Raw genomic sequence first — 14,956 nt, forward strand, 5'->3', positions numbered from 1 at the left:
GCGGCCGGAGGCCGTCCCTTGCGGGCGGTGTGGATCCGACATCGGGTGGTGTGATGTTCCCGGGAGAACGTCTCCGGGAACACCGGACCCTTGCCCGCGGTCAGGGCACCCAGCGGGGCTGGCGCTTGTCGAAGAAGGCGGCACGGCCCTCCTCGGCGTCGGCGCTCGCGAAGAACTCCGCCGACAGCTCCCCCATCCGGCCGAGCGCCTCCGACCGCTGTTCGGGCCCGGCGATCGCACCGGCCCCCAGCTCCCCCAGGAGTTCCTTGGTCCGCGACAGCGCGCGCGGGGCCGCCCCCCGCAGCCCTTCGAGGACCGCGTCCAGCGCGTGCGCCATCTCCCGGTCCGGGACTGCCTGCGTGATCAGCCCGGACTTGGCGGCGGCGGTGGCGTCGAACAGTTCCCCGGTGAGGAAGTAGCGGCTGAGCTGGCGCGAGTGCATCCTCGCGGCCACGGGAACGGAGATGATCGCGGGGACCAGGCCCAGACGCACCTCGGTGAAGGCGAACGTGGCGCTCTTGGGTGCCAGGGCGATGTCGGCGGCGGCCACCAGGCCGATCCCGCCGGCGCGGGCGGCCCCGTTGAGGGCGACGACGACGGGCTTGGGGGCGCCCATGATCTGCTCGAAGAGCTCGGGCATCCCCGGTGCCGGTGCCACCGGCTCCCCCCGCAGGGCCGCCCCCGCCTCCTTCAAGTCCGCGCCTGCGCAGAAGACCGACCCGGTTCCGGTGAGGACCACACCGCGGACGCTGTCGTCGGCCATGGCCTGGGCCAGGGCCTCGGACAGCTGCGAGCGCAGCCGCGCCGACAGGGCGTTGCGGTTGCCTGGGGAGTCGAGGGTGACCGTGGCTATGCCGCGGTCGACGGCCAGACGTACCAGGGGCGTGTCGACCGTGGGGACCGGCGACGTGTGCTGCGTCATCGCAGTGAGGCCTTTCTCCGTGTGAACGCGCGCGTCCCGGGGGACGGCGGGCACGCGCCCGGTCGGCGGCGGGCACGTCTTCACGTGTAGCGGTGTACGTGGATCCGGTTCAACTCTAGAGGGCCGGATTGTTAAGGCACCACACCTGTTCACACCGCGTTCGTTAAGTCCCTGTCACGCCCGTGTTTCGTCGAACTCACCGGTGCCGTCGCCCCCGCGTCAGTACCGTGCGGTGACCGCCGACAGAGCGTCGGCGAAGTGCATCATCGCCGCCACCGCGTCGGCGCCGTCGGCCGCCTCGCTCACCCGAAGCGTCAGGGGTTCGGCGGTGATCGCACCGGTGTACCCGTGGTCGAGTTCACAGGTCTCGTCGGCGCACGCCGCCGGTTCCAGGTCCACGTGCGCCACAGCGCCCCAGTTGGCAGACAGGTTCACGCTCAGTACCAGCTCGCTGGGCAGGCCGCCCGGCGTGTACTGGGCCGGGTTGGGGACCACGCGGGTGAGGGCGACCGACTGGACGTTGTCGATCTGGATGCTGTCGGTCGTGGTCGAGGCGTGCGAGACACCGCCCGGCTCGGTGGGCGGGTGCTCGTCGGTGTGGCAGACCACCAGCCGCGTCTCGGTCAGCAGCATCACGGTGATGTGCCGACGCATCTCCATGGCCGGGTCGAAGGTCGCCTCGTGGTGCACGATGAACGCCTTGACGCCCTCGCTTCCCAGGGTCGTGGCTACGGCGTCGATCACCAGCGCGGGATAGTACCCGCTGCGCTCGATCTCCAGCCGCCAGTCCGTGGACACGGCACGTGATTTCCTCATACCCCTATCCTGCCCTCTCCGTGCGGCACTCCGCGACCGGAAAGGCCGCGGCCGCCCGGCACCGCCCCCTGTTCAGTAGGTCACCCCGCGCAGCCGCCGCGGACCGGAGTCCGGCCGCACGTCGGGCGCCTCGCGCAGCCACATGCGCGCCCCCAGGACGTGCGCACCGGTGGCGTTGACCAGCACGGGGTCCAAGTCCACGTAGCCGATCTCGGGGAAGGCCTCCGCCAGGCGGGAGACCCGGATGAGCAGCTCCTCCAGAGCCTCCACGTTGGGCTGTTCGGCGAGCGAGGTCGCCCCCGCGGGCAGCCCGAACAGCAGGGGTGCCGCACGGACCGCGTGGATGAGGTCGGCGGCGTCCATGTCGGTGAGCGGTGCCAGGCGGAAGGAGCGGTCGTCGAGCAGTTCGGCGGTCACGTCCGCCAGGCCGAAGGAGACCACCGATCCGAAGGACTTGTTGTCACCCGCGCGGATCACCGTCGGCACGCCGGGGGCCGCCATCCGCTGCACGACCAGACCTGCCTCGCCGCCGAAGCGGTCGCTGAGGGACAGGTAGGCGCTACGGACGTCCTCGGGGGTACGCAGGTCGGCACGGACGAAGGTGCCCCCGGCACGGACCCGCAGGTCGGGGGCGTCGGCCTTGACCACCACGGGGTAGCCGAGCTCCCCGGCGACCCGGACGGCCTCCTCCGCCGAGGTGACGGCGAGGTCGGGGTAGGCGTCGATGCCGTAGCAGGCCAGCAGCTCGCGGGCGTCCTCCCCGGAGACCGCCGTCTCCTCGTCGTAGCGCCGTTCCCCGCCGAACCAGGCGACCTCGCGCGCGGTGCTCTCCGACTGCCGCAGGATCCGCGTGACGACGGCCCTCGCCCGGGCCCCGTCGATGTCGGGCAGCTCGGGGTGCCGCCCGGGCTTGCGGTCGCGCCAGATCGCGTACCGGGTGGCGTGGGCGAGAGCGCGCACCGCGTCCTCGGGCGCCGGGTAGGAGGGGACCGATCCGCGCAGGGTCTCACCCGTCTCCCCGACCACGCGCAGCTCCTCGGGGATCCCCTGGCGCGCCAGGTAGGTGGTGACGACCGGCTTGTCCGATCCCAGGGAGCGGGCGCGCAGCACGCGGGCGACATCGTCGCCGATGGGCTGGAGGGCGGGCACGAACACGACCACGACCGAGTGCACGTCGTCGTCGGCCAGGGCGGCCGCGAGCGCGGCGTCGAAGTCGTCGGCGGTGGCCTCGGGCCCCAGGTTGACCGGATCGTGCGGCTTGAGCCCCTGGCGGATCGCGGCGTCCTTGACCAGCAGCTCCAGTGAGTCCGAGTTACCGATGATCCCGATCCGCGGCCCCTCGGGCAGGGGCTGGTAGGCGAACACCTGGGCGGCGTCGAACATCTGCGTGATGTCGTCGACCCGCACCACGCCCGCCTGCTGGAAGAGCGAGGTGACCGCGTAGTCGGGCAGCGAGAGCCCGCCCGCGGCGTGCCCGGTGGGGGTGGCCTGCGCCGACCCTCCGCTGCGTACCGCCACCACCGGCTTCTGCTTGGCGAGGCGGCGGGCGAGCCGGGTGAACTTGCGGGGGTTGCCCAGGGACTCCAGGTACTGGAGGACCACCTCGGTGGCGGGGTCCTCCTGCCAGTACTGCATCAGGTCGTTGCCGGACACGTCGGCGCGGTTGCCCGCGGAGACGAACGTGGTCAGACCCATCCCCCGCTCGTCGACGCGCTGGAGGATGGCGCGGCCGAGGGCGCCCGACTGGGAGAAGAACCCGATGGGGCCGCGCGAGGGCATCTCCGGGGACAGGGTGGCGTTGAGGGAGACGGCCGGGTCGCTGTTGGCGATCCCCAAGCAGTTGGGGCCGACCACGCGCATGCCCGCCGCGCGCGCGGTGCGCACCAGTTCGTCCTGGCGGGCGCGGCCCTCGGGCCCCACCTCACCGAACCCTGAGCTGACCACGATGAGGCCGTGCACGCCCTTGTCCGCGCACTGTTCGACAACCTCGGAGACCGCCTCGGCCCGCACCGCGACCACGGCGAGGTCGACCTGGTCGGGGATGTCGAGCACGGAGGGGTAGGCACGCACGCCCACGACCGCCTTGGCCTCGGGGTGGACCGGGTAGACCGGTCCCTGGAACTCGCCGCCGAGCAGGTTGCGCAGCGCGGTCTGGCCGATGGTGTGCGCGGTGCGGCTGGCACCGATCACCGCGACAGAGGAGGGGAAGAGCAGGCGGGCGATCGAGCGCGACTCGGCGCGCTGCTCCCGGGCGCGCATGACCTCCTTGACGTCGTCCGTGGGCTGGAGGTCGAGGGTGAGCCGGATGACGCCCTCGTCGAAGGTCTGCTGGGCGGTGTACCCGGCCTCGCGGAAGACGTTGATCATCCTGCGGTTCTCCGGCAGGACGTCGGCGATGAACCGGCGCACGCCGCGTTCACGCGCGGCGGCGCCGATGTGCTCCAGCAGGACCGAGGCGAGCCCGCGGCCCTGCTGGGCGTCCTCGACGACGAAGGCGACCTCGGCCTCGTCGGGGGCGAGCTTGTCGTAGCGCACCACGGCGACGAGGACGCCGGAGATCGTGGCCACCAAAGCCACGCGGTCCTCGTAGTCGACGGTGGTGAAGCGCTCGACGTCGCGGTCGGACAGCCGCGGGTAGGGCGCGAAGAAGCGGTAGTAGATCGTCTCCGGAGAGAGCCGCGAGTGGAAGTCCCTCAGGAGGTCGGCGTCGTCTGCGGTGATGGGACGCAGGTGAGCGGTGCCTCCGTCGGTCAGGACGACGTCGGCTTCCCAGTGGTTCGGGTAGGACTGCACGCCCACGAGCCTAGACGACGATCGGCTGCCGCCAGGGGAGATCGGGGCCCGCGCACCGCCGTTCCGACGCGCCGCCCGGCGGATCTGCCGCGGCCCAGGCCCGGCCTTTTCGGAGCGTGGCCGCGCTGCTGTCACTTCGTTACACGCCGCTGATAGTTAACCTGTTACCGTCGTGCGGGCACGGATACTCATAACTCGGTGGTGGCTGGCGAAAATGACACGAGTGGTCGTAATCGGTGATCTCATGACCGATGCCGTCGCGCAGGCGTTCCACCCGCTGGCCCGCGGCAGTGACACCCCCGCGTCCGTGACCATGTACGGCGGCGGTTCGGGGGCCAACATCGCCTCGTGGCTGGCCGTGGGCGGCGTGGAGACCACGTTCGTGGGTCGCCGCGGCTCCGACATCACCGGCCGTACCCGCGAGATGGAGCTCATGGGCTACGGGCTGGACTCGCGCATGGTCATGGACCCCGAGCGGGCGACCGGCACGTGTGTGGTCATGATCACCCACAAGGGCGACCGGACGATGCTGAGCGACCCGGGCGCCAATGCCCGGCTCCAGCCGGAGGACCTGCCTCGCGACGTGTTCGGCCCCGACGCGCACCTGCACGTGTCGGGCTACACCCTGATCAACCCCGACTCCCGGCGGGCCGCGCGCGTGGCGCTGCGCATGGCGCGCGAGAGCGGTATGTCCATCTCGGTGGACGCAGGATCGCAGGCGCCCCTGAAGCGCGCGGGCGCGGACAAGTTCCTGGAGTGGACCCAGGGGGTGCGGCTACTGTTCGCCAACCTGGGTCAGGCCACGGTCCTGTCGGGGACGGACGACCCGGAGGCGGCCGCCAAGATCCTCACGGCGCGCTACCCCAACGTGGTGCTCAAGCTCGGTGCCGACGGCGGCCTGTGGGCGTCCAAGACGCGCGAGGGCGCCATCTGGGCCCCCGCCGAGGACATCGAGCCCAGGCCGGGGTCCGTGGGCGCGGGCGACGCCTTCGTGGCCGGGTTCCTGCCCGAGTGGCTGGCCGGCCGCCACCCCAAGGAGGCGCTGGGGCGGGGGCACCACCTCGCGGCGCGTGCCCTGCACCAGCCGGGTGCCCGGCCCGACCTGGGCGAGGACCAGCCGGTGCGCCGCGGTGCTCCGCGGGGGCAGCGCATCAGGTAGTCGGAGCCACGGCCTGTCGGCCCGCAGCAGGGATACCGGGGCTGGCGGGTCCCGGGCACGCCTACCGGACCGCCGGATGGCCGGGGGGCGCGTTCACGCGGGTCCCCGTGCCGTCCCGGAGCCCGGGTCGCGCACCGCGCCCAGGCGCCGCGCCCCGTTGCGGACGGAACCGTGCGCCGGGTCCAGGCCGGGTCTCCGCTCCGTCCTCACCGGGGCTCCGCAGCACCGGGGGGCGATTCGGCACGGGGCAGGGGCAGGGATACCGGGGTCGGCGTCACGCCCGGCCCGGATCCGGAGAGGCCACGGCCCCGGCAGCGGTCCGCACCCGGGCACGGTTCCCCGGCCCCAGGAGTACGGCCGAGCGGGACCGCCGGGAAACGGGTCCGCCTCAGCCGCCGGTCGTGGCCAACGTGAGCGGGAGCACCTCCGGGGCCCCCGCGCGCCGCAGCAGCGCGGCACCCACCGCCAGGCTCCACCCGGTGTCGGTGTGGTCGTCGACCAGCAGCACCGGCCCGGGCGTGCGCTCCATCAGAGCGCTGAGCCGCTCGCCGACCGCCTCCCCCAGGACCAGTTCCGCGTACACCTGCTGCAGGCGCAGGGCGCTGTTGTGCCGCCGCGGCCCCGGACCGGCCTCGCTGCGGTAGCCCAGTGTCCCGAGGGGGGCGAGCCGCCCCAGGTCTGCCAGCCGTGCCGCCAGGTCGGTGATCATCGCCGGACGGGTGCGTGAGGGCATGGCCACCACCCCGACCGGTCGGCGCTCCCAGCCCCAGGCGGCCAGCACCCGGACGATCCCCTGGAGCACGCGGTCGCCGACCGGCGCGTCGGGTGCGTCGACGGCCAGGATCCGCCGCAGTTCACCTCCCCAGCCGACGTCGGTGAGACGGCCGAGCGCCCGGCCCTCCCCGGCACGCAGGCCATCCTTGATCCGCCCCGACAGGGGAACGCCCAGGGTGTCCATACCTGTGGGCCACTGCCGCCGGGGGGCCACGGGAACACCGGGCCGGTCCAGGTGGCCCGCGGCCACCTCCCGCTGCGCGGGGTCGACGGAGGCGGGCCAGTACTCGCCGGTGCACACGTCGCAGCGCCCGCACGGCGCGGCCCCGTCGTCGTCGAGCTGGCGCCGGAGGAACTCCATGCGGCAGGTGCCGAGGGCCTGGTAGTCGAGCATGGCGCGCTGCTCGCGGGCGCGCGCCGCGGCGACGGCCTCGTAGCGGTGCGCGTCGTACTCCCAGGGGGTACCGGTGGCCGTCCACCCGCCGCGCACCCGTCGGACCGCCCCGTCCACATCCAAGACCTTGAGCATCTGTTCCAGGCGGGTACGGCGCAGGTCCACACGGGTCTCCAGACGGGCGACGGACACCGGGCCGTCCGCTTCCTCCAGGGCCGCTAGGGTGGCGCGCACGGTCTCCTCCGGCGGGAAGGACAGCCCCGCGAAGTACTCCCAGATCCGCTGGTCCTCCCGGCCGGGCATCAGGACCGCTTCGGCTCGCTCCACGCCCCGCCCAGCGCGTCCGACCTGCTGGTAGTAGGAGATCGGGGACTGCGGCGCGCCCAGGTGGACGACGAACCCCAGGTCGGGCTTGTCGAAGCCCATCCCCAGCGCGCTGGTGGCCACCAGTGCCTTGACCCGGTCGGCGAGCAGGTCGTCCTCGGCCTCCCGGCGTTCGTCGGGGTCGGTCTGGCCGGTGTAGGCACGCACGTCGAGTCCGCGTTCGGACAGGAAGCGGGCGGTCTCCTGGGCGGCGCTCACGGTGAGCGTGTACACGATGCCCGAACCGGGAATGCGGGGCAGGTGCTCGGACAGCCAGCTCAGCCGCGAGGCGGCGTCGGGCAGGTCCACGACGGCCAGGCGCAGGCTCTCGCGCTCCAGCGACCCGCGCAGGACGAGCGTCTCCCGGCGGTCCTCCCCCGACCGCAACTGCTCGGCGACGTCGTGGGTGACGCGGGCGTTGGCGGTGGCGGTGGTGGCCAGGACCGGAACGCCGTCGGGCAGGTCGTGCAGCAGGGAGCGGATGCGGCGGTAGTCCGGCCGGAAGTCGTGCCCCCAGTCCGAGACGCAGTGCGCCTCGTCCACGACCACCAGCCCGGCCCCCGCGGCGAGCGGGGGCAGGACGCGGTCGCGGAACTCGGGGTTGTTGAGCCGCTCGGGACTGACCAGCAGGACGTCCACCTCTCCGGCGGCCACGTCGGCGTAGGCGGACTCCCACGCCGTGGTGTTGGAGCTGTTGATGGTGCGCGCGCGGATACCGGCGCGTTCGGCCGCGGCGATCTGGTTGCGCATGAGGGCCAGCAGGGGGGAGACGATGACGGTGGGGCCGGCCCCCTGGGCGCGGCGCAGCGCCGTGGCCACGAAGTAGACCGCCGACTTGCCCCAACCGGTGCGCTGGACCACGAGCGCGCGGCGGTGCTCGGCGACCAGGGCGTGGATGGCCCTCCACTGGTCCTCGCGCAGCCGGGCCGTGTCCCCGGCCAGGGCGCGCAGGTGCCGTTCGGCGGCCTCGCGCAGGGCGTCGGTGGCGTGGGTGTCCCGGGTGAGGGCGGGTTCAGCGGCGGTCATGGAACCTTGGTACCAGAGCGGACCGTCCTTCGGACGGTCGTCCACAGGACCGGCCGGGGCCGGGCCTGTGGACGGAGACCGCCTCCGGTGGTTCCCGCTCCACCTGCTCGACCGTGGCACCGGGGTCGGCGACCGGGGTCGCCGGTGCGCCGTCCTCGGTGTTGCGCGTGGAGATCACCGGGCACCGGCGGCAGCCCCCGTGGCCGTCTGTGACCACCCGGTGCGCTTTCCGCGCAGGCGGCAGCGCGGTGCCCGCCCCTGCTTCCGGGCTCCCCGGTACAGCGCCGATCCGTCGGAGCGGCGTGCAGTCGTCGCCCCGGAGGTGCTTGCACTCGCTGACGCGGTGCGGAGCGAACCGCGTGACGCGCCCCGGTCCGCCGCCCTCGGGAACGCGGTCGAGGGCGGCGGAGGCCGGAGCGGGACGGCGAGGCGGACGAGCCCGTTCCCGACCGAGCGCACCCCGGGGGCGGCCGTGAGAAGTGCTGCGGACCCGGTGCGCTGCGCGAGGAATCGGCCATAACGACCCCTTCCATTCCCGGGTGGAGCAATCTCCCCACGAAAGCCGCAGAGAATATCGACGGATTCACCTGGGCGGACGATCAAATTCCGAGGACACTCGGCGGCGCTTCTCGCGGACACCTCGGCCCGAGCGCCGGTCGGGCCGTCTCGGGCAGAGGCTTCCCTGCCCTACCGGAGGTAGAACCAGGGGGCGTCCCGCGCCGGAGAGCAGCGCACACACGAGACCAGGTTTGGAAGACCCTGGCGACACAGGACATCCAGCGGCCCGGGCGGATGCCCCGCGCCGGTCCCCGGCCACGGCACCCCTTACCCCGCCAGCGCAAGATGACATTCCATTTTTTCGATTCTCGAACAAAAGGTTGCACCAATCCCTGTTCCGACATGGGCGGTCAGACATTGCCGAATCCTGGCGCTGACCCGCGCCCGGTTGCGGGGGGATAGCGACCGCGGCATCCCGACCCACAGCATCGGCACCAAAGGGGAATCGGGTTCCAATCGAACCCGGGAGCCATCTAAGGTAACGAAGAGGAAACTTTTCAAATCTCCCTCATTGTGCACATCCGCTCACTCACGGACACTCAACTTGACCCCCGGCCACGGGAGCGCTCCCATGCCCCGGATCCCCCAGCCGAGCGACAGAGAGGTGCACCACCGATGGACCATCCGAGATCGCCCTCCCCCCACCACCGGAGCAGATCCCGCCGACCCGGCCGCACCGCGTTCACCGCCCTCGCGGCCCTGGTGGTCGGCGGAGCCACCGCCCTCACCACCGCCGTACTGCCGACCGCCACGCCCGCCTCGGCCGCCTCCCTCGTCCCCGTGGGCTCCGGCAGCTACGACGACGCCCTCCCCGCCGGGGCCACGGGCCCCTCCGACCTCAACGGCGCACCGGTCGACCCCAAGGTCACCGAGGACTTCACCGGCCCGGCCCCCACCAACGAGTGGTGGTCCTCGCTGATCTTCCAGCGCTACCCGGGCAACCCGTACGGCGAGAACCTGTACGCCCACCCGGCCACCTACAAGCCCCACGCGGGCGGCCTGGAGATGGGCCACCCCCGCACCCCGGCCCTGGCCGGCGGCGGACTCAAGTACGAGTACCCGCACACCGCGGACCTGACCCTGGGCGCCGTCGGCCTGAACGCCCCGGCCACACGGGTCACCGACAGCGGCGACTGGACCGTGACCGCCCGTTGGGAGGGCGGACCCACCCTGGACGTCACCATCGGCCAGGGTCTGCCCTTCGCACACGCACGCACCGACGGCGGCGACGCCCGGGTCGCCTTCACCTCCTCCCCCGACATCTGGCACCAGGACGGATCCACCGTCGGTGCCACCGTGGACGGCAACCACTACGCGCTCTTCTCCCCCGTCGGAGCACCGTGGTCGCGCTCGGGGAACGCCTTCACCGCGCCCACGGGCGACGGCGGACACTACTCGGTGGCGCTGCTGCCCTCCCCCGACGCGCTGGCGGACTTCGCCCCCTACGCCCGCTCCGCCGTCACCGGATCGGTCGTCGAGTACGACTACGACCCGGGCTCGGCCACCCTGACCAGCACCTACCGGGTCCTGACCGAGTCCGTCGGCAGCGGCTCCGAGGGCACCGTCCTGGCGATGTACCCGCACCACTGGGACCACAGCGACGACGAGGTCCCCGGCCTCTCCTACCCCTCCCCCCGCGGGGAGATGAAGGTCGCCCTGGGCACCTCCTTCACCACCGAACTCACCACCCAGGGCATCATGCCGAGCCTGCCCACCGTGGACTCCGCCGACCACGAACGGCTGCGGACGCTGCTGGACGAGGTCCTGGCCGAGGAGGCGCACTTCCCCTCCCCCGGTGACACCTACTGGGACGGCAAGGCCATGGGCCGCCTGGCCCAACTGGTGCCCATCGCCGACTCCATCGGCCACACCGGGGCCCGCGACGAACTGCTCGCCCTGCTCAAGGGCCGGGTCGAGGACTGGCTGACCGCCGGAGGGAGCCGGGGACTGCACTACGAGTCCCGCTGGGGCACCCTGCTCGGCTACCCCGACAGCTTCGGAGCCACCACCGAACTCAACGACCACGACTTCCACTACGGCTACCTGGTGTCGGCCGCGGCCACCATCGCCCGCTACGACCGTGCCTGGGCGGACGAGGACGCCTGGGGCGGCATGGTGCGCATGGTCATCGACGACGTGGCCGCCACTGAGGAGGGCATGTTCCCGCGGCTGCGGTCCTTCTCCCCCTACGCAGGGCACGGCTGGGCCTCCGGCCACTCCGGGTTCGCCGCGGGCAACAACCAGGAGTCCTCCTCCGAGGGCATGCACTTCGCCTCCTCCACCGCTCTGTTCGGCGCGCTGACCGGTGACGAGGAACTCCGCGACCTGGGCGTCTTCCTGCACACCACCCAGGCCTCCACCGTCACCCGCTACTGGCAGGACCACGGCGGTCAGACCTTCCCCGACGGCTTCGAGCACGACGTAGCGGGCATGGTCTGGGGCGACGGCGCCGACTACCGCATCTGGTGGGACGGAGGCGACGAGGAGCACTACGGCATCAACTACCTGCCCATCACCGCCGGCTCCCTGTACCTCGGCTACGACCCCGAGCACGCCGGGGCGATGTACGAGTCCCTGGTGGCGCGCACGGGTGGCGCACCGCAGATCTGGCGCGACATCCACTGGGCGCACCGGGCCCTGTCCGACGGTGACGCCGCCCTGGACATGTTCGAAGCGCAGTGGCAGACCTACACGCCGGAGGCGGGCGAGTCCAAGGCACACCTCTACCAGTGGGTGTCCACCCTGGCCGAGGTCGGCACCGTGGACACGTCGGTCACCGCCGACACCGCGCACTACGCGGTGTTCTCCGACGGGGGAACGCGCGCCTACACCGCGTTCAACCCGGGCACCTCCCCCATCACCGTCACCTTCTCCGACGGCACCGAACTGGTCGTGGACCCGGGCTCTCTGGCCTCCACCGTCGGCGAGGGCGGTGGAGGCGACCCCGGTAACGGTGGAGGCGACCCCGGCAACGGCGGCGGCGACCCCGGCAACGGCAGCGGGGAGCTGGCCGACGGCCTGCTCCATCCGACGGCCGACGGCCTGGCCACCGGCCCGGTCGCCACCGAGGGCAGCGTCACCGTCCCCGACGCGGGCGGCGCCAACCGCGACGGCGCCCCGCCCGCCGACGCGGTCGTGCTCGAACTGGAGGGCGTGAGCGGCGCCTTCACCGGAGGGTCCACCGCCTTCACCCTGCCGGTGGACTCCGGAGACTCGGTCGCCAACGCCGTCCAAGCGCGTGTCGAGTACGACTTCGACGGCAACGGCACCGACGACCGGGTCGAGACCTACCACTACTTCGCCACCAACGACCTCTCCGGCTGGGAGGCCTACACCCAGGGCTCCGGCCCGTCCTCGACCACCGGATCCTTCGCCGACCTCGACGGAGGGACCGTGCGCCTGCGGATCTGGAGCGCCCTGGGATCGGCTGACTCCCAGATCAGGACCGGAGGTGGTGAGGGGGCGACCCTGACCGTCCCCTTCGCCCCCTGATCCGGAGCCCGGCCACGGCCCCGTTCCGGCACACCCGCCGGGGCGGGGCCCGGGCCGGTCGCGGCGCTCCGAAAGCGGGCGAAGCCCTCAGTCGCACGGTTCACATGCCGCCGACCACGGGTCCGTGTACATTTCAGTCCCCACTACAGGACAGAATGACGATCATGGCCCGTACTACTTCCCGTCCCCCCGAGGATCTCGCCGAGAAGATCATCGACATCGACGTCTCCGAGGAGATGCGCGGCAGCTTCCTGGAGTACGCGTACTCGGTCATCTACCAGCGCGCGCTGCCCGATGCCCGAGACGGTATGAAACCGGTGCAGCGACGCATCCTCTACCAGATGAACGAGATGGGGCTGCGCCCCGACCGCGGCCACGTCAAGTGCGCCCGCGTCGTGGGCGAGGTGATGGGCCGCCTGCATCCCCACGGCGACAGCGCCATCTACGACGCCCTCGTCCGCCTCAGCCAGTCCTTCGCCATGCGCGTGCCGCTGGTCGACGGCCACGGCAACTTCGGCTCGCTCGGCGGCGACGACGCCCCCGCCGCGATGCGCTACACCGAGGCGCGCCTGGAGCCGAGTGCCGAACTGCTGGTCTCCTCCATCGACGAGGACGTCGTCGACTTCAAGCCCAACTACGACGGCCAGGAGACCGAACCGGAGGTCCTGCCCGCGGCCTTCCCCAACCTTCTGGTCAACGGCACCTCCGGCATCGCTGTCGGCATGGCCACCAACATGGCGCCCCACAACCTGGGCGAGGTCGTGACCGCCGCGCGCCATCTGATCGCGCACCCCGACGCCTCCTTGGACGAGCTCATGGAGTTCGTGCCCGGCCCCGACCTGCCCACCGGCGGCACGATCGTGGGCCTGGACGGCGTCCGGGACGCCTACAGGAAGGGCCGCGGCACGTTCAGGACCCGGGCGACCGTCGCCATCGAGAAGGTGTCGGCGCGCCGCACCGGCCTGGTCGTCACCGAACTGCCCTACAGCGTGGGCCCGGAGAAGGTCATCGGCCGCATCAAGGAACTGGTGCAGTCCAAGAAGCTCCAGGGCATCTCCGACCTCAAGGACCTCACCGACCGCAACCAGGGCCTGCGCCTGGTCATCGAGCTCAAGAACGGGTTCAACCCCGAGGCCGTCCTGGAGGAGCTCTACCGGCTCACTCCGATGGAGGAGACCTTCGGGATCAACAACGTCGCCCTCGTCGACGGCCAGCCCCAGACCCTCGGCCTGCGCGAGCTCCTCCAGGTCTACGTCGACCACCGCCTCGAAGTGGTGCGGCGCCGCAGCGAGTTCCGCCGCCGCAAGCGCCAGGAGCGACTGCACCTGGTCGACGGCCTGGTCGTGGCCCTGCTGGACATCGACCGCGTCATCGCGCTGATCCGGGAGGCCGACGACACCGCGGCCGCCCGGGAGGCCCTCATGGGCGCCTACGAGCTGTCCGAGGTCCAGGCGCGCTACATCCTGGACACCCCGCTGCGCCGCCTCACCCGCTTCGACCGTCTGGAGCTGGAGGCCGAACGCGACAAGCTCAACAAGGAGATCGCCGCACTCACCGCGGTCCTGGAGTCCGACAAGAAGCTGCGCCGCCTGGTCTCCAAGGAGCTCGCCGACGTCTCCAAGAAGTTCGCCACCCCGCGCCGCACCCGGCTGCGGGAGAGCGACGGTGCCACCCGAGGCGCGGTGATCCCCCTGGAGATGGCCGACCAGCCCTGCCACGTCCTGCTCGACACCGAGGGCGCGATCGGCCGCAGCAAGGGCGCCACCGTGCCCGCGATGTACGAGGGCCTGCGCACCAAGCACGACTCGATCGCCGTCTCCGTGCCCACCACCTCGCGTTCGGACGTGGGCCTGGTCACCGACCTGGGCCGGATGATCCGCCTGCCGGTCGTGGAACTGCCGGAGCTGCCCGATGAGGACACCGGGAGACCGCCGCTGGCGGAGGGGATGAACGTGACCGAGTTCGTCGAACTCGACGAGGGGGAACGGGTCGTCTCGGTGGTCTCGATGGACGCCTCCGGCCCCGGGTTCGCGGTCGGCACCAGCGGGGGCGTGGTCAAACGGGTCTCGCCCGACTACCCTCCCAACAAGGACGACTTCGAGGTCATCGCGCTCAAGGACGGCGACCGCGTGGTCGGTGCCGCCCAGTTGTCCACCGGCGAGGAGGACCTGGCCTTCATCACCACCGAGGCCCAATTGCTGCGCCTGTCCGCCTCAGCCGTGCGTCCGCAGGGCCGGACCGCCGGCGGGGTCGCGGGCATCCGCCTGTCGGAGCAGGCCCGGGTACTGTGGTTCGGCTCCGTGCCCTCCCCAGAGGACTCGGTGGTGGTCACCGTGTCGGGCTCCACGGGCGCCCTGGAGGGCACCCAGGCCGGATCGGCCAAGGTCACGCCGTTCGAGTCCTACCCGGCCAAGGGCCGGGCGACCGGCGGCGTGCGCTGCCACCGCTACCTCAAGGGCGAGGACACCCTGCTGTTCGGCTGGATCGGGCGGGCCCCGGCGCGCGCCTCCCGCGAGGACGGCAAACCGGTGCGGCTGCCCGACGCCAGCGAGCGCCGCGACGGGTCCGGCGAGGCCCTGCCGCGCGCCATCACCACGGTGGGCAGCGGGCGGACGGACTCGGGGATCACCGCCCCCCAGCAGAGCGATTGAGCATGTCG

The 14,956-nt window shown here is 72.2% G+C and carries 7 protein-coding genes; 3 read left to right on the forward strand and 4 right to left on the reverse strand.

The genetic code is table 11. The annotated features are described in order from the left end of the window. Positions 1-100: 100 nt before the first annotated feature. The 3 genes from B042_RS0119695 to B042_RS0119705 form a co-directional block, all read right to left on the reverse strand. Positions 101-922: an enoyl-CoA hydratase-related protein gene (locus B042_RS0119695; protein WP_028649783.1), complete on the reverse strand. Its 822-nt coding sequence runs from the start codon at positions 920-922 to the stop codon at positions 101-103. A 219-nt stretch (positions 923-1,141) separates the two neighbouring features. Further along, positions 1,142-1,738: a DUF5998 family protein gene (locus B042_RS0119700; RefSeq protein WP_036555649.1), complete on the reverse strand. Its 597-nt coding sequence runs from the start codon at positions 1,736-1,738 to the stop codon at positions 1,142-1,144. 72 nt (positions 1,739-1,810) lie between these two features. Continuing rightward, positions 1,811-4,531, reverse strand: coding sequence for a bifunctional GNAT family N-acetyltransferase/acetate--CoA ligase family protein (locus tag B042_RS0119705; protein WP_028649785.1), 2,721 nt, complete (start codon positions 4,529-4,531; stop codon positions 1,811-1,813). A 223-nt stretch (positions 4,532-4,754) separates the two neighbouring features. On the opposite strand from B042_RS0119705, the gene B042_RS0119710 reads away from it, so the two are divergent. Next, positions 4,755-5,690 carry a carbohydrate kinase family protein gene (locus tag B042_RS0119710; protein ID WP_028649786.1) on the forward strand — a complete coding sequence of 312 codons (936 nt, stop codon included), beginning with the start codon at positions 4,755-4,757 and terminating at the stop codon, positions 5,688-5,690. Between the two features lie 388 nt (positions 5,691-6,078). On the opposite strand, the gene B042_RS0119715 is transcribed toward B042_RS0119710, so the two are convergent. Beyond that, positions 6,079-8,247, reverse strand: coding sequence for an ATP-dependent DNA helicase RecQ (locus B042_RS0119715; RefSeq protein WP_028649787.1), 2,169 nt, complete (start codon positions 8,245-8,247; stop codon positions 6,079-6,081). Between the two features lie 1,173 nt (positions 8,248-9,420). On the opposite strand from B042_RS0119715, the gene B042_RS23965 reads away from it, so the two are divergent. Both B042_RS23965 and B042_RS0119725 read left to right on the forward strand, forming a co-directional pair. Continuing rightward, positions 9,421-12,297 (forward strand): glycosyl hydrolase, encoded by a 2,877-nt coding sequence (locus tag B042_RS23965; protein ID WP_051415817.1) that lies wholly within the window; start codon positions 9,421-9,423, stop codon positions 12,295-12,297. Between the two features lie 164 nt (positions 12,298-12,461). Beyond that, entirely contained in the window at positions 12,462-14,948 is a 2,487-nt protein-coding gene (locus B042_RS0119725) for a DNA topoisomerase (ATP-hydrolyzing) subunit A (protein ID WP_028649788.1), read from the forward strand. Positions 14,949-14,956 lie beyond the last annotated feature (8 nt).

This window comes from Nocardiopsis sp. CNT312, assembly GCF_000515115.1.
GTDB lineage: Bacteria > Actinomycetota > Actinomycetes > Streptosporangiales > Streptosporangiaceae > Nocardiopsis.